This is a genomic window from Noviherbaspirillum sp., from assembly GCF_036563305.1.
GTDB lineage: Bacteria > Pseudomonadota > Gammaproteobacteria > Burkholderiales > Burkholderiaceae_D > Noviherbaspirillum.
Genome location: NZ_DATCMQ010000013.1, coordinates 413,012 through 428,667 on the forward strand (window position 1 = coordinate 413,012; position 15,656 = coordinate 428,667).

17 protein-coding genes are annotated in these 15,656 nt (G+C 65.8%); 7 read left to right on the top strand and 10 right to left on the bottom strand.

All coding sequences use genetic code 11. The features are described from left to right. Positions 1-13 precede the first annotated feature (13 nt). Positions 14-577, bottom strand: coding sequence for a diguanylate cyclase (locus VIM12_RS12330; RefSeq protein WP_331941928.1), 564 nt, complete (start codon positions 575-577; stop codon positions 14-16). Between the two features lie 153 nt (positions 578-730). Here VIM12_RS12330 and VIM12_RS12335 point away from each other — a divergent pair, with 153 nt between their 5' ends. Then, positions 731-1,129 (top strand): hypothetical protein, encoded by a 399-nt coding sequence (locus VIM12_RS12335; RefSeq protein WP_331941929.1) that lies wholly within the window; start codon positions 731-733, stop codon positions 1,127-1,129. A gap of 34 nt (positions 1,130-1,163) precedes the next feature. On the opposite strand, the gene VIM12_RS12340 is transcribed toward VIM12_RS12335, so the two are convergent. The 6 genes from VIM12_RS12340 to VIM12_RS12365 all read right to left on the bottom strand — a co-directional run bounded on the left by VIM12_RS12340 (position 1,164) and on the right by VIM12_RS12365 (position 8,632). Beyond that, positions 1,164-3,380, bottom strand: coding sequence for an ATP-binding protein (locus VIM12_RS12340; RefSeq protein WP_331941930.1), 2,217 nt, complete (start codon positions 3,378-3,380; stop codon positions 1,164-1,166). A gap of 102 nt (positions 3,381-3,482) precedes the next feature. Then, positions 3,483-3,908 (bottom strand): hotdog fold thioesterase, encoded by a 426-nt coding sequence (locus VIM12_RS12345; protein ID WP_331941931.1) that lies wholly within the window; start codon positions 3,906-3,908, stop codon positions 3,483-3,485. A gap of 25 nt (positions 3,909-3,933) precedes the next feature. Further along, positions 3,934-5,487, bottom strand: coding sequence for a DHA2 family efflux MFS transporter permease subunit (locus VIM12_RS12350; protein WP_331941932.1), 1,554 nt, complete (start codon positions 5,485-5,487; stop codon positions 3,934-3,936). A 4-nt stretch (positions 5,488-5,491) separates the two neighbouring features. After that, positions 5,492-6,676, bottom strand: coding sequence for an efflux RND transporter periplasmic adaptor subunit (locus tag VIM12_RS12355; protein WP_331941933.1), 1,185 nt, complete (start codon positions 6,674-6,676; stop codon positions 5,492-5,494). Next, complete coding sequence (locus VIM12_RS12360; RefSeq protein WP_331941934.1) at positions 6,673-8,175, bottom strand: efflux transporter outer membrane subunit; 1,503 nt, start codon at positions 8,173-8,175, stop codon at positions 6,673-6,675. Before VIM12_RS12360 ends, VIM12_RS12355 begins: the two co-directional genes overlap by 4 nt. After that, on the bottom strand, positions 8,150-8,632 hold the full coding sequence (locus VIM12_RS12365) for a MarR family winged helix-turn-helix transcriptional regulator (protein WP_331941935.1): 483 nt from the start codon (positions 8,630-8,632) through the stop codon (positions 8,150-8,152). Before VIM12_RS12365 ends, VIM12_RS12360 begins: the two co-directional genes overlap by 26 nt. A gap of 329 nt (positions 8,633-8,961) precedes the next feature. On the opposite strand from VIM12_RS12365, the gene VIM12_RS12370 reads away from it, so the two are divergent. Continuing rightward, positions 8,962-9,375, top strand: coding sequence for a hypothetical protein (locus VIM12_RS12370; RefSeq protein ID WP_331941936.1), 414 nt, complete (start codon positions 8,962-8,964; stop codon positions 9,373-9,375). 338 nt (positions 9,376-9,713) lie between these two features. Here the strand turns inward: VIM12_RS12370 and VIM12_RS12375 are convergent, their stop codons facing one another. Then, on the bottom strand, positions 9,714-10,091 hold the full coding sequence (locus tag VIM12_RS12375) for a hypothetical protein (RefSeq protein ID WP_331941937.1): 378 nt from the start codon (positions 10,089-10,091) through the stop codon (positions 9,714-9,716). A gap of 330 nt (positions 10,092-10,421) precedes the next feature. Between VIM12_RS12375 and VIM12_RS12380 the strand changes: the two genes are divergently transcribed. Further along, positions 10,422-10,835 carry a GFA family protein gene (locus VIM12_RS12380; RefSeq protein ID WP_331941938.1) on the top strand — a complete coding sequence of 138 codons (414 nt, stop codon included), beginning with the start codon at positions 10,422-10,424 and terminating at the stop codon, positions 10,833-10,835. A gap of 198 nt (positions 10,836-11,033) precedes the next feature. On the opposite strand, the gene VIM12_RS12385 is transcribed toward VIM12_RS12380, so the two are convergent. Beyond that, positions 11,034-11,489 carry a fasciclin domain-containing protein gene (locus VIM12_RS12385; protein WP_331941939.1) on the bottom strand — a complete coding sequence of 152 codons (456 nt, stop codon included), beginning with the start codon at positions 11,487-11,489 and terminating at the stop codon, positions 11,034-11,036. Positions 11,490-11,662: 173 nt separating this feature from the next. On the opposite strand from VIM12_RS12385, the gene VIM12_RS12390 reads away from it, so the two are divergent. The 4 genes from VIM12_RS12390 to VIM12_RS12400 all read left to right on the top strand — a co-directional run bounded on the left by VIM12_RS12390 (position 11,663) and on the right by VIM12_RS12400 (position 14,489). Beyond that, positions 11,663-12,652 carry a MerR family transcriptional regulator gene (locus VIM12_RS12390; protein ID WP_331941940.1) on the top strand — a complete coding sequence of 330 codons (990 nt, stop codon included), beginning with the start codon at positions 11,663-11,665 and terminating at the stop codon, positions 12,650-12,652. 305 nt (positions 12,653-12,957) lie between these two features. After that, the gene (locus tag VIM12_RS12395) at positions 12,958-13,299 is read left to right on the top strand and encodes a hypothetical protein (protein WP_331941941.1); all 342 of its coding nucleotides are present in this window, start codon (positions 12,958-12,960) and stop codon (positions 13,297-13,299) included. 246 nt (positions 13,300-13,545) lie between these two features. Next, positions 13,546-13,962 carry a GFA family protein gene (locus VIM12_RS21295; protein WP_414691782.1) on the top strand — a complete coding sequence of 139 codons (417 nt, stop codon included), beginning with the start codon at positions 13,546-13,548 and terminating at the stop codon, positions 13,960-13,962. Between the two features lie 164 nt (positions 13,963-14,126). After that, positions 14,127-14,489, top strand: coding sequence for an MmcQ/YjbR family DNA-binding protein (locus VIM12_RS12400; protein ID WP_331941942.1), 363 nt, complete (start codon positions 14,127-14,129; stop codon positions 14,487-14,489). Between the two features lie 177 nt (positions 14,490-14,666). On the opposite strand, the gene VIM12_RS12405 is transcribed toward VIM12_RS12400, so the two are convergent. After that, a complete protein-coding gene (locus tag VIM12_RS12405; protein ID WP_331941943.1) occupies positions 14,667-15,575 on the bottom strand; it encodes a LysR family transcriptional regulator in 909 nt (302 codons plus the stop codon). Positions 15,576-15,656 lie beyond the last annotated feature (81 nt).

Genomic DNA, 15,656 nt, shown 5'->3' on the forward strand with positions numbered 1-15,656 from the left:
CAGAGGAAAATAATCAGTGATCGGCGGGAAGGCTGCGGCGGTCGCGCCAGCAGCGCCAGAATTCCTCGGCGTAGGGCAGCGCGATGAACAACGTGGCGCCGCCCAGCAGGCCGGCGACGTATCCGGTCGGCAGCGGATCGCGCTTCCATTCGACGACAAAGCGGGCGCTGCCGTCGAACGCGAACAGCGCGCGGAACTGGTCCCAGTGCACGAAGGCCAGCAGCGTCAGCAGGATCAGGGGCACCAGTTCCTGGAAGCTGTGCACGATCTGTTCGCCGGGCAGGATGGTACGTCGCGGGGCGGCATGGCGCAGGTCCCACAGTACCGTCGCTTCGTGCAGCAGCAGCGCCACGATCATGACGGCAAACAGCAGCGCATTGACCTCGACGAAGAGTGCGGCCAGCAGCGGCAGGCCGACCTCGGCCAGCATCAGCAGGTGCAGCGCAGACTCCCTTACGCCGGCGGTATGGCTGATGCCGGTATGGCGATGGAACAGCCAGTCGCAGAAGCCCGCAAGCACCCACAGCGGGATGAAGACATACAGGATTGCGTTGGTGAGGAGTTCGGGAAGGGGCATGGCATCCGGCGTTCGGCATCCTTTCCCAATGAGGCGCCCGCCGCGACGCCAAGTTCCCGACGGTCGATACAACGGCCGCGACGCCCGCAGGCTTGTTGCCATATCTCAATTTCAGGGGTAGCCTGCCAGCACCTCAACCCACGGAGCCTCGTCATGAAACGCCATCGCGCCGCCCTGCTGGCGCTGCTCGCCGCCACCTCGGCCCACGCCGGCATCGAACCCCTGCGCGCCATCGCCCAGCGCGGCGGGAAGATCGAGCCCGGCCGGTACATCTGCCGCCAGCAGTACAACGCCGCGGGCTATACCGAGAAGGTGGTGGAGATCGCCAGCGCCGCAGAGTATGCCTACATCGGATCGCAGCGCTACCCCGGGCCAATGAAGTACGACGTGAAGACCGGCCAGATGCAGTTCACCGGCGGCAAGCTGGGCAACGGCTTCGAGGGCTTCTACGGACGGCGCGACAACGGCTATCCGATCTTCGTCCTGGTCGACCGCGACCTGGCACCAAAGGCGGACGCCTACGACCTGTGCGTGCGCCGCGCCGACAAATAAACGTAGTCGGCCGGCGCCGTTGCCTGCGGCGGCGCTACCGGGCCGAAGCCTGCCGGTCAAGCAGCGCCGAGACCTGTTCGAACTTCTGCCGCGTCAGCGGCTTGACGATATGCAGGTCGAAACCGGCCTGCTGGCTGCGCAGGCGATCTTCGTCGGAACCGTAGCCGGTAAGGGCGACCAGCGTCACCCCGGCCAGCGCGCTCTTCGTCCGCATCGCGCGGGCCAGCGCATAGCCATCCATCCCCGGCAATCCGATATCGACCAGCGCCACATCGGGTTTGTCCGCCAGCGCCAGCATCATGCCCTCCTCTGCACCGGCCGCCGCCTGCACCCGGTGGCCCTGGCTGGCCAGCATGGCGAAGGTCATTTCGCGCGCGTCCGCGTGGTCGTCGATCAGCAGCACGCTGCGCGGCTCGGGTTCGGCGGAAGGGCTTTCGCTGCCGCACGCCGCCGGCGCGAGCGACAGCGGCAGGCGCAGGATGAACATGCTGCCCGCGCGCGCGCCGGCGCTCCGGCATTCGACTGTGCCCTCGTGCAGGCGGGCCAGTTCGCGCACCAGTGCGAGCCCGATGCCGAGCCCGCCCTGTGCGCGGTCCAGCGAGCGCTCGCCCTGCACGAACACGTCGAATATGGCGGCTTGCAACTCCGGCGGCACGCCGATGCCGGTATCCTCGACGGACAGCACGGCCTCGGTCTCCTCGGCATGCACGGCGATGCGGACGGCACCCCCGGCGGGCGTGTACTTGACCGCGTTATCCAGGAGGTTGTTGATGATCTGCTCGATGCGCGTGGCGTCGGCATTGATCCAGACCGGCCGCAGCGCCGACAGGGTGACCGCGTGGCGGTCGGTGCGCCCCGTGGAGCGCAGCGTCGCCAGGCACCCGGCGGCGGTCGCCGCCAGATCCAGTGGCTGCTTGTCCAGCAGCACCTTCCCCGACAGGACGCGGCTGACGTCGAGCAGGTCATCGACGATGTGGTTCAGGTGTTCGCCCTGCCGCCGCAGGATCGCCCGCGCTCGGGCGGCGCGCTCGGGATTGCCTTCCATGCCGAGCACCTCGACCGCGCTCGTCATCGCCGCCAGCGGGTTGCGCAGCTCGTGTCCCAGCATCGCCAGGAACTGGTCCTTGGCGCGGTTCTGCTGCTCCGCCTGGCGACGCGCCTGCTGTTCGCTCTCGAGCAGCGCGTTGCGCTCGGCCTCGGCCGCTTGCCGGTGCGCCTTTTCCTGGTCGAGCAGCCTGCCGGATTCCAGCAGTGTCGCCTGCAGCACATCGATTTCCGCTACGCCGGAGGATGCGTCGCCCTGCAGGCTGCCGCCCTTGCCGAGGATAACCGCGTTGCGCACCGCCCCCTGGACTGCACGGGAAATGCGGCGGCCGACGACGAACGCCACCAGGGATGCGGCAAGGATCGCGGACAGCAGGCCGGCCCCGGAAATGATGACCGCCTGACTGATGGCGCCGTCGATTTCCTTGACCGGGGCGCCGAGCGCCACCGTCCATTGCGACAGCGGCGAATGGACGAACACGTCGTACACCTCGACCTCGCCGCGGATCTTGTGGCGCATCACGCCGGTGTAGCCGGTCCTGATCGCGTCGAGGGTCGCGGCCAGTGCCTTTTTCCCGACGTACTCGTCGGGCCTGTGGCTGCGCGCAAGCGTGTTGCCGCTCTTGTCGAAAACGGCGACAACCCAGCTGTCCGGGATGTTGCGCTCGGCGAAGGTGCGGTTGAAATACGCGGGCAGGATCGCCTGCGACAGCACGAGACGCTGGCCGTCGATGGTAACGGGCATCTCGACCATCACCACGTGGCGCCGCGCATGCTCGCCCCAGGTCAGGTCGGATACGTGAAAGCCCTCTTCGCTCTGGATCTGCGGGAACCGCTCGAGGTTGACGCGACGGCCGGGCAGCGGCGTCCCGTACGGGATGCGGGTATTGATGAGCTGCCGGCCGTCCTCACCGAACAGGATGATCCAGCCCTGGCTGGGCTGGATCGCCTGTCTCGCCTTCTCGTGGAAGCGCTGGTAGTCGGCCCGGTCCAGCGCGTCCGAGGCCGCGAGCACGCGCAGCGCCGACTGCACGCCAGTCAGCTCGCGATCGATGACCAGGGACGCCGCGCGCGCGGTTTCGTGCAGGCTGGCGAGCGCTGCCTCGCGGTGGGCCTCCTGCAGCTTGTTGAGGGACACGGCCGACAGGAAGACCATCGGCACGAGTGTCGCGATGACAAGCAGGGTCAGGTGAACGCGCAGTCGCATAGGAGGCTCTCTTGGTACCGGACCGCCGGCTGACGGCTTGTAGTTGAGCTGCGACGGCCTGTCGCTAGCCAGGCATTATGCCTGAATTGCAACTGTACCCGCCTATGCTGCCCTTGCCAACACGGCCATCGTCAGGCGCGAGATGCAGACCAGGCGGTCCGACTCGTCCACGATGCGGATGTCCCATACCTGCGTGGTCCGGCCGATATGGAAGGGCCGGGCAGTGCCGGTAACCCAGCCGGCGCTTGCCGGACGCAGGTGGTTGGCATTGATGTCCAGCCCGACGCAGTAGGCGCCCTCCTCCGTACAGAGATTGGCGGCGACGCTGCCGACCGTTTCCGCCAGCAGTACCGATGCGCCGCCGTGCAGGATGCCGTGCGGCTGCCGGGTGCGCTCGTCGACCGGCATGCGGGCGCTCACCCAGTCCTCGCCGATTTCGACGAACTCGATGCCCAGGCTGCGGGCGGCGGTGTTCTCGTTCGACTTCTGCAGCTGTCCGATGCTGCTGCTCCTTTTCCATATCGGCATGTCGCCTGTCTCCTTGTTGTCGATATCAGTGTGCGCCCCCGGCGTCCGCCGGTGCGCCCGATTTCTGCGGCCGCGTCACCCATACCAGCGCAATCAGCGCGAGGAACATGACCGAGGACATCCAGAAGATGTCGGTCGCGCCCATCGTGCTTGCCTGCACGCCGAGGTTGCGCTCCAGGACTGCCAGCGCCGCCGGCTCCGTCATGCCTTGCGCCGTCAGCGACTGCATCGCGGCGCCGAAGGCGGGATTGTGCGGACCGGTATGTTCGGCCAGCTGCGAGTGATGCAGCGCCGTCCGATTGTCCCACAGGGTGGAAGTGAGCGAGGTGCCCATGCCGCCGAACATGATGCGCACGAAATTCGACAGGCCGGCCGCGGCCGGGATCTTCTCCGGCGGCTGGCCGGACAGGATGATCGCGGTCAGCGGGATGAAGAACATCGCCATCGCCGCGCCCTGGATCACCGTCGGCACCATCAGCGCCCAGGTGTCGACTTCCGGCGTGAACCGGGAGCGCAGCCAGAACACCAGTGCGAAGATGGCGAAGGCGCCGGTGGCGACGAAGCGTGCATCGACCCTGGGCAGGAGCTTGCCGACCACCGGCGACAGCAGGATGGCGAAGATGCCGACCGGAGCCATGATCTTGCCGGCCTCGGTCGCGGTATACCCGACCTGCGTCTGCAGCCAGAGCGGAAGGATCACCAGGCTGCCGAAGAACAGCCCGTAGGCGACCGAGATCGCGACTACGCCGCCGGTGAAGTTGCGGCCCCTGAACAGCGACAGGTCGACCACCGGATGCGCCTCGCCGAGTTCCCAGATCACGAAGTAGACGAACGCGACCAGCGCAACCGCCGCGAGCAGCACGATCTCGCCCGAGCTGAACCAATCCAGCTCCTTGCCCTTGTCCAGCATCAGCTGGAGCGCACCGACCCAGACGACCAGCAGCACCAGTCCCAGCTTGTCGATCGGCAGCCGGTGCACGCGCGACTCGCGCTGCCGGTAGATGACCCAGGTGCCCCACGCCGCGACCAGGCCGATCGGCACGTTGATGTAGAAGATCCACGGCCAGGTGTAGTTGTCGGAGATCCAGCCGCCGAGCAGCGGGCCCATGATCGGGGCGACCAGCGTGGTCATGCCCCAGAAGGCGAGCGCCATGCCGCTCTTCGCACGCGGATAGCTGGCAAGCAGCAGCGATTGCGACAGCGGGATCATCGGCCCGGCAACCGCGCCCTGCAGCACGCGGGCGCCGATCAGGGTCTCGATGTTGGGTGCGATGCCGCAGAGGAAGGATGCCACGACGAACAGCAGGATCGAGGTGATGAACAGCCGTACCTGGCCGAAGCGCATCGTGAGCCAGCCGGTGAGCGGCACCGCGATCGCATTGGATACCGCGAACGAGGTGATCACCCAGGTGCCCTGCTGGGGCGAGACGCCGAGGTCGCCGGAGATCGCCGGAATGGAGACGTTGGCGATCGAGGAATCGAGCACGTTCATGAACACCGCCAGCGACAGCAGCAGCGTTCCCATCACCTGCGGCGTGCCGCTCAGCGGCGGCAGCGCGGTATGCGAAGAAGATTGCATTTTTTCAGTGCTGGGTCGTGCTGCCGCCGTTGTCGGCGATGATGCGCGCGATCAGCGCCTCGGCTTCCTTGCCGGAGGCGGCGAACGCGTCGGTGCGATAGGCCGGCTCGGCGCGGACGGCGCCGGCCGCAAGCGAGGTGCCGGCGGCATCGCTGATGTCCACCCGCGCTTCCATCGACACGCCGACGCGCAGCGGATGCGCACGCAGTTCATCCGGGTCGAGCGTCACGCGCACCGGGACCCGCTGCACCACCTTGATCCAGTTGCCGCTGGCATTCTGCGCCGGCAGCAGGGAGAAGGCGGAGCCGGTGCCGGCGGACAGTCCCGCCACCTTGCCGTGGAAGACCACGTCACTGCCATACAGGTCGGAATGCAGCGTGACCGGCTGCCCGATCCGCATGCGCGAGATCTGCACCTCCTTGAAGTTGGCATCCACCCACAGCATGTCGAGCGGCACGATCGACAGCAGCGGTGCGCCCGGGGCGACACGCTGGCCTACCTGCACCGACCGCTTGGCGACATAGCCGGTGATCGGCGCGGGAATGACGGCGCGCGCGTAGGCAAGGTGTGCCGCTTCCACCTGCGCCGCGGCGCGCTGCACGTTGGGGTGGCGGGCGACCGACGTGCGGTCGGTCAGCACCTGGTTGGATGCCAGCTGCCTGCGTGCCGCGTCGAGCGCGGACTCGGCGCTGCGCACCGCGCTGCGGGCATGCTCGATCTCTTCCCTGGAAATCGCGCCGCTGCCGCTCAGCTCCTGGCGTCGCGCCAGGTCTTCGCGCGCGCGCTGCAGGTCGGCGCTGCGCAGGCGCACGCTGGCCTCCAGCGTGCTGTTGTTGGCGTACAGGTTGCGTACCTCGCGCACTGCCTGGGCCAGCTGCGCCTGGGCCTGGTCGAGCGCCACCTGCGCATCGCGCCGGTCCAGCTCGACCAGCGGCGCGCCGGCCTGGACCAGCTCGGTGTCGTCGGCATGGATGGCGACGACAGTGCCGCCGGCCTGCGGCGTCACCTGCACCACGTTGCCGCCGACATACGCATCGTCGGTGGTCTCGGCGTGCCTGGCGAAGATGGCCCACCAGGCGCCGTAGGCGATGAGGGCGAGGACCACCACGATGGTGAAGAGGATCATCAGCCGGCCGCGGCCGGTCTTGCTGGATTGGTTGCTGGTTGCGTTGCTGGTTTCGTTGCTCATGATGCGGAGTAAGTGGCGATGTTCTTGTTCATGTCGGCGCCGGCGCCGGCATCGCTGAAGCCGCCGCCGAGGGCCCGGATCAGGCCGATGTCGAGATCGGCGCGGCGCGCGCGGCTGTCGAGCTCCGCGCGCTGCTGCGTCAGCAGGGTCATTTCGGCGGCCAGCACCGGCAGCCGGTTGGCCGTGCCGGCGCGCTCGCGCCGGCGGACATGTTCCAGGCTGCTGGCGGCGGCCTGGGACGCCGCCAGCAGTTGTTCCTGCTGCACGGCGGCGGCACGCAGCGACTGCAGCTGGTCGGCGACCTCGTGCAGCGCGTCGGTCAGCGCCTGGTTGTAGGCGGCGACCGCCCCCTCATGGCTGGCGACCCGGCCCTTCAGTTGCGCACGCAGCCCGCCGCTCTCGAACAGCGGCAGCCGCACCGCCGGCCCGACGCCGGCGACCTGGCTGCCGCCGGCCAGCAGGTTGGACAGGCCCAGGCTGCTGAAGCCGGCAAACGCGACCAGGTTGATGTTCGGGTAGAACTGCGCGCGTGCGCTGTCGATGTCGCCCTGGGCGGCCTCCACCCGCCAGCGCGCGGCGACGATATCCGGCCGCCGCCCGAGCAGGCCCAGGGGCAGCTGCGCGGGCAGGGCCGCGGACGCCGCGGCCGGCAGCACCGGCGCGACGATGCGCTGGCCGCGGTCCGGCCCCTGCCCGAGCAGGGCCGCGAGCTGGTTGCGCGTCAACTGCTGCGCCTCCTGCCATTGCGCCTGCTCCGCGCGCAGCGTCGCCAGCTGCTGGCGCGCCTGCTCGTTCTCGCTGCGGCTGTCGAGGCCGGCCGCGACCCGCAGGCGGGTCAGCCGGTCGAGTTCCTGGCGGACCTCGATCTGGCGCGCCAGCAGCGACAGCTGCGCCTCCTGGCGTGCAAGCTGGACCCATGCGCGGGCGATGGCGGTGGACAGGCCGATGCGTACCGCCTGCTGCTCGGCGTCGGCGGCCTTTTCCTGCGACAGCGCGGCGCGCTGCTCGGCGGCATGGCGGCCCCAGAGGTCGAGGTCATAGGAGAAGTCGAGCGTGAGGCGGTTGTCGGTCTCGCGGCTGCCGGCAAGCGGCCTCGGCACCAGCCCGTTCTCGGTGTAGCGCTGCCAGGTGCTGTTGAACGTGCCGCCGGCCAGCGGTTGTCCGGCCGCCCCGGCGGCTTCCGCCATTGCGCGTGCCGCTGCGACCCGCGCCGCCGCGGACCGGATGCCCGGATTCTGCACAAGTGCTTCGTCGATCAGTTCCTGCAATGCGGAGCCGCCGATGTCCGCGGCCCAGGACAGGCCGGGCCATGCGCCGCCAGCGCCGGCGAGCGTTGCGGCGCTCTCGTAGTCGGCCGGCGCGCGCAGGACGGCGCTGCTGCCGATATCGCGATGGGTGGCACAGGCGGTGAGCAGCATTGCTGCCGCCAGCGCGGCGGCCGTACCTGCCAGCCGGTTGGCTCGCCTTGTCATGTCATTCATGTTCTTCAGGATGGTCATTGGCGGCGGCCTGCGGGTCGTCGCCGAGAAATTTGCGCAGCAGTCCGCGCAGGGTGTCGATTTCCGTCGCGCTGAGGACGGAGAAGCTGGCCGCGAGCTGCGCCGCATATACCTGCGGCAGCTTGCGGCTCAGCGCGCGGCCCTGCGCGGTCAGCCGCAGGCTGACCGCGCGCCGGTCGTCGGAGCGCCGCACCCGCTGGACCAGGCCGCGTTTCTCCAGACGATCGATCATGCGGGTCATCGAGGCGGAGTCGGAGTAGAGCTCGCGCACCAACTCGGCAGCCGTTTCGTACTTGCCGGTGGCGAGCATCAGGATGATGCCGCCCTGTGCATGGGTGATCTCGTATTCCGCCAGCACATCGTCAAACGCCTTGGCAAGCTTGAGCCGGGCACGATTCAGCAGGTAGCCGACGCTATCGTCGACCCGGTACTCTTCGAGAATCTTTTTTCCAGTCATCTTCCTGCCTCGGCAATCACTGTCTAGGCAGCTATTTTAGCGCGGCTTCGTTTCTTTTGCATGGCAACAGCGGAGAAACCGGAACAGCGGCCGGCGCCGGCCGCCAGGTGCGCTGGCCGGCCTGACCGGCCCGACGTGGACGATAGCGCAACACCGGTGAGTGCCCCGGCAATGCGCGCCGGGACGCGCAACAGGACGTTCCGGCATCGAACAATCGCGACCGCAAGAGGTCCATCCAGATCGTTCGCGCGCGCTCGTGCGCAACGGGAATCGGGCGGACCACCATTCGTCTGCACGCGAACTTTACTTTTCCGCCATTCGGAGTTTACTTGCAACCTATCCGGGTTTTGACTGCCACCGTTCCTGAAGCCCTTCCCGTGCTTGACCAAGCCTATCCAAGCCCCGAGTTCGCCTATACGGCGGTGCTGACGCTTTCCGCTGCTGTCGAACAACTGGATCAGCCATTCGACCTGATTGCCTGCAGCGTGCATTTCAACGACGGCCAGTTCTATGACTTCCTGCGGATAACAAAGGCCCATCCCATCGCCAGGGATACTCCGTTCCTCGTGCACTTCACAGGCATGGAGAGCCGGCGGCACCTCGTTTCCCAAAGCGTCGAGATTGCCTCCAAGGCGCTCGGCGCGTCCGACATCATCCCCATTTACCAGTGGCGCAACGAGCTGGGAAATGAAGCCGCGTTCAGGAAATACCGCGAAGTGATTCACAAATGGGTTGGCCGATGACCCCGCTCCGGCTTTCGACGCGATGCGTGACATGCAAGCCTTGATGGGTTGTGCCGGCACGAATCGGCGTCGACGAAAGCGGGCCGCACCGACGGCAGCAGGAAACTTACCCTTGCCCCGTTTTCGTCCGCAACGACCGGCTTTCGCACGGGGCACCACGTCGGATCCTCGAGGCATTTGATGGAAAGAAGGCCGAGCTCCTGGCGCTGCCGGAATAACGGCGCGCGCTGGATGGCGGCACATCCTCCCGGCCGTCGATCCCGTATGGCCGGGTCTGCCGCGTTCCCATCGAATGGGAGTGATCGGCCGCGCCCCTTTGCAGCCGATCGTCGGCGCGGCTATTTCTCGTCAAGCCACAGGACCGCCTGTGTCATGTCGTTGTAGAAGACGCGGTACGCACCCTCGCCGAACTGGCCGAAGGCGATTCGGGCGAGATAGGCAATGCGCGTATTGGGAACCAGGATGGCCCTGCGCAGGGGAGCGGGACCCAGCTGTTTCCAGGCTTCCAGATCCATCTTCTGCTGCAGCAGCGCCATGTCGACCGTGGGATCTTCCAGCTCCAGCGCGTCATATAACACCTTGTACTGCTGCGTGTCCTGCAAGAGCGTCAGGACACGATCCTGACACTCCTTGATGACATGCTCGTCGCACTTTCCGCGAAGGCGCGCCAGGATGATCTCACCGACAGGTTCTACCCAAAGCTGCTGCTGATTCATCTGAGAATTCAACGAGATTGACCGGATTCACACTTTAGCAGAGCAGCTGACCAACGACGTCCCGCGCATGAGACGCACCAGTGCGGCGTTCATGATGCGTTGCTGCGCCAGCAGAACAGGAGCGCAATTGCGCCCGGGCGGCGCTCGGCCAGCCTCGCAGGACAGCGTCCCGCCACCCGGCGGGAGACTGCCGACGATGCCGCGCGGGTCGCCTGCCGATCGAAACGAGCGCTGGCAGCGGCTGCGTCGGGCGACGGTTGCTGTAAGGACGATGCCGTGCCAGGATTCGGTTTCACACCCAAAATCGCGGCCCCTGGAAAGGAGAATGAGATGAACGGTCATTGCCTGTGCGGAGCGGTTAGCTTCATATCTCCGGATGCGCGGGACATCGGCGCCTGCCATTGTGGTTTCTGTCGCAGATGGGGAGGCGGACCGTTGCTTGCCGTTCACTGCGGACCGAACGTCGCGTTCAGCGGCGCCGACCAGATTGCCACCTATGCCTCATCCAATTGGGCGGAACGCGCGTTCTGCAAACGGTGCGGGACCCACCTCTACTACAAGTTCCTGGCGACGGGGGAATACTTCATCCCGGCAGGCGCATTCGAATCGAGCGATTTCGAACTGAGCAGCCAGATTTACGTCGACAAGAAGCCTCCCTACTACACCTTTGCAAATCAGACTCCGATGCTCACGGAGCAGCAGGTCATACAGCAGTACGGCGCACCGGACGATCAGGCTGGGTAACGCGCGCGATCTCCCCGCGCCGACCGGAAATGCCGCATCACTGCCTGCGCATCTCCGGTGTGGACCACGGCGTCCCCGCCGGGCTTGACGCCTGATCGAGCCCGGACGGGATTGCGTTCCACGCGCCAGGTCGTTGACCAGCGGCATCGGCTATGCAGAGCCCGCGCGATGGCGGGCCTGGCGGCGTCTGGCCCAGGTTTACTTGGGCATCACAACAGAATCAATGACGTGTATGACGCCATTGTCCGCTGCAACATCCGCCTTCACGACGGTGGCTTTGTCCACGCCGACTTTCCCGTCGTTCAAGGTCACGGAAAGCGGGCTGCCCTCGACGGTCTTGATCGCACCCGCCTTCACGTCCTTGGCCATGACTTTGCCCGGCACAACGTGGTAGGTCAGCACTTTGGTCAACGCAGCCTTGTCCTTGAGCAGCGCGTCGAGCTTCTCTTTCGGGATCTTGGCAAACGCCTCGTCCGTTGGGGCGAAAACAGTGAATGGACCGGGCCCTTTCAGGGTGTCGACCAGTCCCGCCGCCTGGACTGCCGTGACCAATGTGTTGAATGAACCTGCCGATTTTGCAGTGTCAACAATGTCGGCCGCCTGAACTGCGCCGACTGCAAAGACGACAGAGAATCCCATCAGAGTACGTTTCATTGCCTGCTCCTCGCATACATGAATTGAACCGCCGCACGGTGCGGCGGCATGGACGAACGCGAAACGCCGGAAGACGCAAACCGCGTACGAAGTGAATTTATGCTTCACTGGCCTTTCTGTCCATTGTTTGTACCGTTATAATGCCGTTTTTAACGGGTCAACCTCGGGTCATCATGAAGAAGACGCGGAAAGTCGAAGGAAATGAAACGGCACCGGCGGACAGCGCGGTTGCGTACCGGAGCGGCGTTGCCGCCAGGCTGGCCGGGCTGTCGGCGGAAACGCTGCGCGTCTGGGAGCGCCGCTATGCGCTGTCGGATACCGAGCGCTCGGCGCATGGCCAGCGGCTGTATTCGGCGGAACAGGTGCGCCGCCTCGGCCTGCTCAAGCAGCTGGTGGACCAGGGCCATGCGATCGGAATACTGGCGAGGCTGCCACTCGAACAGTTGCAGGAGATGGTCGCCGCGCCTGGGGCACAACGAAAGACGGAGGGGCCGCTGAGGGTGGCCGTGATCGGCGGAAGCCTTGCCAGGCGCATCGCCGCGAGCGGACGCGAGGGGCAGGACATTGTCGTGCAATGCAGTTGCTCCCGGCTGGAACAAGCTGCGTCGCTGCCTCAGGAGGCGAATGTGGAAGTGCTCCTGGTTGAACAGTCCGAGCTCGACGAGAGTGCACTGGCATTGATCATGTCGGCCCGTCAGGCATGCGCGGCCGCGTCCGTCGTCGTCCTGTACCGGTTCTGCGCGACCGCCACAATCCGTGCCTTGCGCGCGCAAGGCTGCCTGGTCGCGCGCATCCCGGCCGAGCTCGGCGAATTGCTGCTGTTATGCCGTTCAGCGCTGGCGGGGGAAAGGTTATCGCCGCCGCGACCGGAGATGCCGGAGGTGCCGGAGGTGCGCTTCGACGAAGAACTGCTTTCCACGATCACGGCCGCCGGGAACCGGCTGGCGTGCGAATGCCCGCGTCATCTCGCGGACCTTCTGCTGATGGTCGGGAGCTTCGAGCGCTATAGTGCGCAATGCGCGTCCCGCAATGCGGACGATGCGCTGCTGCATCAGGAGTTGCAGCTCGCCGCGGGCCGCGCTCGCGCGATCCTCGAAACCGCCATGGAGCGCCTGGCGCGCGCGGAGGGATTGCCGTTACCCGGGCAATTGAACGGCCTGTGAAATGCATCTCTGAAGATTGGGCGGCCCTACGCGGCCAAACGGGCCAGGTGTGCGGGTGGCGGTTTGGGGAGCCAGGCGTCTGTCACTACCCGACCGCTTCCGCCCGCGCGCTCCCTTCGGCGCTGTCGGGCACTGTGCTTTAGGCACACCGTCCGGTTGACACCTGCTTCGCAGCAGAGTGAAATGCATAGGATGCACGAGGATCCCTCCCTCGACAGAAGCGATAATTGCCATGTCCGGCGCATTTCGCATGTCCGGCCCCAACCACTCAACCATTCTGTTTCAATCTGATCGGGTCCCAAGACATGAGCGTATTTGACGGGCAGCGCATCGCAAGCAAGCGGGTCCGCATACTGGCCTACTGTGAACAGCACGCGGTTTCCGTCCCGCCGGCATTCCATCAGCTGGAAACCATTTATCCAATCGCGGTCGTGGACATATCCATCCCTCAAAGACCCAGGCTTTTGCCAACAACGTTGTATAACACCAAAGGCGTCGTCGAATACCTTAAGGATGAGAACAAGTATCCGGGCAACTATACAGTCCTGGATTTCGAACGCGGATTCGAGTATGTCCTGGTATCTCCGATAGGCTTCGAGCGCGGCCCCGCATTCGACAACCGCAAGGACGCAGACGAGGTCCGCTGACGCATCGATCGTCCCCTGCATGCCGGCTCGGCAAGCAGGCGGCGTGAGACGGGTCGCATGCCCGGCAGTCGAACAACGCGGGACTTCTCAAGGCGCGTTGCCTGGCTGCCGCTCGGGGACCGGGTCGCCTGCTTCCCTTCGGCTTCTTCCTGTGGACATGCACCGGCGCCGGACGGAGGCCCGCCTCAAACCGTGAATTCAATCGATCTATATAATGAGCGACCCAGATCTCCCGTCTCTACAGATATGATCGAGTCGTCCGGTAGCTGCAAATGCGGTCAGGTCCAATTCAAGGTCGACGGCGCGCCGTTGCAGGTCGTCGCCTGTCATTGCACATTGTGCAGAAGCATGACGGGTGCGCCGCTCTCCTCGTACCTCGTGGTAAGGGAAGAAGCATTCTCTGTCACGTACGGGAAGAACGGTCTTGCAAGTTATGCAGTGACGGAGCGCACCAGGCGGCACTTCTGTGTGACTTGCGGCACCCCCATCTTCAACGCAAACCCGCATACCTACAAAGGGCTGGCAATGGTCTATCTCGGGACGGTGCAAGGCCATGAGAGGCTTGTGCCCGGGTTGAGCATCTATTGCGAGAGCATGCTGCCCTGGGTGAGCAATTCCGAATCCATCCGGCGCTTCCCGCAGGGGCCAACGAGAAGCGCCTGAAGCCGGTCGTGTCCTGGAGTCCGCTGTACCGGACGCAGTGGGCCGAAGCATAGTCATCACCAGGGCCGGCGGGTGAACTGGCGTTGCTGCTGCGTCCAGCACCCGTGCGGACGCATGCGCGTCGTGCCGGGCAATGCAATCGTCGCGCCGCGCAAGGAGGGTAAATGGATGTCAACGCTGTCAAGGAGCACTGCGGCCGCTATCCGGGCGCATCCTCCAGGTTGTTCGGGCCGCCCAGCAACGTGCTTGTCTACTACGCCGCCGGCAAAAAATTCGCCTACTTCAAGACCAGCGATCCGGAGAAGTGGCGCTTCAGCATTCGCACGACGCCGGAGCGCTTCCTCGAACTGACCGACGTGCCCGGCATCAAGCCGGCGCGTTACCTGGCAAGGTTTCACTGGGTGACCATCGTGGATGTCGACACAGTCCCGGCCGACTACCTGGTGGAGCTGATCGCGTGGTCTCATACCCGGGCGGTCACGCGTCCACGCACGGCTGCAGCGAAGCCGCGCGGGCGAGCGGCCTGACGATATTCAGGCGGATGCCGCTGCATCTCGGCCTGCCACGGTTGCCGCGTTTCAAGGAACCAAGGCGTTGCAAGGCGCGCCTGCAGCCTGTCCATACCGGGACATCCCCCTGGCGGCGGACGTCAGGGACGCAGCCAGCGTCGGGCACGCGCGCGCCGGGCAGCCCGCGCTGCGCATTCAAACGTCAAACGCCCGCCGCGCGGCAAGCGCCTGCGCCTGTTCGATCAAGGCGCGCATTTTCGGCTGCGCCTGTGTTCGAAGCGGAAAATACAAGTACAGGCCCGTCGTTGCGGGTACGAACGGCTCAAGCACGCGCACGAGACGGCCCTGGTCCAGGTCGGTCTCGATCTCGATATCGGGCAGGTAGGCACAGCCCAGTCCCTGGCGCGCAAACTCGGCGATCGCCGCAGTATCGTTGGCGACGATCGCAGTATCGGTCTCGAGTTCATACATGCCGTCGGCGCCGGAGAACCGCCACGCATGCAGCAGGCCGGAGCTGTTGAAGCGGTACCGCAGCGTGCGATGCCCGAGCAGATCCTGCGGCACGCCCGGCACGCCATGCTTTTCGAGGTACTGCGGGGCGGCGACGACTGACCACGGCATGTCACGGCTCAGGCGTATCGCGACCATGTCCAGCTCGATCGACTGCCCCAGCCGGATGCCGGCATCGTATCCCTCCGCCACCAGATTGATCACACCATCATCGAACGACAGGTCGAGTGAGACGTCCGGATAGTGCGCCCGCATGGCCGGCACCAGCAGGCGCGCGACCCGCAAGCCGAGCGCACGCGGCGCAGTGATCCGCAATCGCCCCGCCGGTCGCTCGCGGAAGGACTCGAGGGCGGCGAACGCCTCCTCGAGCTGATCGACTGCCGGCTTGAGCATGGCGAGCAGGCTGACGCCGGGTTCGGTCAGGGACACGCTGCGCGTGGTGCGCCTGAACAGGACGACACCGTAGCGGCGTTCGAGCGCGCGCACCCCCTTGCTGCAGGCAGTAGGGCTGATCGCCAGCGATTGCGCCGCGACGGAAAAGCTGCGGTATTGGGCGACCGCCAGGAATATACGGATCAGGTCGAGTGAGGCCATCGCACTCATTATGAACCAAAAGTTCATAAGCCTTGCCGGCTACTAATGTTTTTCTCCGCAATCCGGTCGCCTAGACTGCCT

Excerpts from the sequence above, each read along its gene's own strand:
- VIM12_RS12330 (WP_331941928.1), bottom strand. The coding sequence starts at position 577 with ATGCCCCTTCCCGAACTCCTCACCAACGCAATCCTGTATGTCTTCATC.
- VIM12_RS12335 (WP_331941929.1), top strand. The coding sequence starts at position 731 with ATGAAACGCCATCGCGCCGCCCTGCTGGCGCTGCTCGCCGCCACCTCG.
- VIM12_RS12340 (WP_331941930.1), bottom strand. The coding sequence starts at position 3,380 with ATGCGACTGCGCGTTCACCTGACCCTGCTTGTCATCGCGACACTCGTG.
- VIM12_RS12345 (WP_331941931.1), bottom strand. The coding sequence starts at position 3,908 with ATGCCGATATGGAAAAGGAGCAGCAGCATCGGACAGCTGCAGAAGTCG.
- VIM12_RS12350 (WP_331941932.1), bottom strand. The coding sequence starts at position 5,487 with ATGCAATCTTCTTCGCATACCGCGCTGCCGCCGCTGAGCGGCACGCCG.
- VIM12_RS12355 (WP_331941933.1), bottom strand. The coding sequence starts at position 6,676 with ATGAGCAACGAAACCAGCAACGCAACCAGCAACCAATCCAGCAAGACC.
- VIM12_RS12360 (WP_331941934.1), bottom strand. The coding sequence starts at position 8,175 with ATGACCATCCTGAAGAACATGAATGACATGACAAGGCGAGCCAACCGG.
- VIM12_RS12365 (WP_331941935.1), bottom strand. The coding sequence starts at position 8,632 with ATGACTGGAAAAAAGATTCTCGAAGAGTACCGGGTCGACGATAGCGTC.
- VIM12_RS12375 (WP_331941937.1), bottom strand. The coding sequence starts at position 10,091 with ATGAATCAGCAGCAGCTTTGGGTAGAACCTGTCGGTGAGATCATCCTG.
- VIM12_RS12380 (WP_331941938.1), top strand. The coding sequence starts at position 10,422 with ATGAACGGTCATTGCCTGTGCGGAGCGGTTAGCTTCATATCTCCGGAT.
- VIM12_RS12385 (WP_331941939.1), bottom strand. The coding sequence starts at position 11,489 with ATGAAACGTACTCTGATGGGATTCTCTGTCGTCTTTGCAGTCGGCGCA.
- VIM12_RS12390 (WP_331941940.1), top strand. The coding sequence starts at position 11,663 with ATGAAGAAGACGCGGAAAGTCGAAGGAAATGAAACGGCACCGGCGGAC.
- VIM12_RS12395 (WP_331941941.1), top strand. The coding sequence starts at position 12,958 with ATGAGCGTATTTGACGGGCAGCGCATCGCAAGCAAGCGGGTCCGCATA.
- VIM12_RS21295 (WP_414691782.1), top strand. The coding sequence starts at position 13,546 with ATGATCGAGTCGTCCGGTAGCTGCAAATGCGGTCAGGTCCAATTCAAG.
- VIM12_RS12400 (WP_331941942.1), top strand. The coding sequence starts at position 14,127 with ATGGATGTCAACGCTGTCAAGGAGCACTGCGGCCGCTATCCGGGCGCA.
- VIM12_RS12405 (WP_331941943.1), bottom strand. The coding sequence starts at position 15,575 with ATGGCCTCACTCGACCTGATCCGTATATTCCTGGCGGTCGCCCAATAC.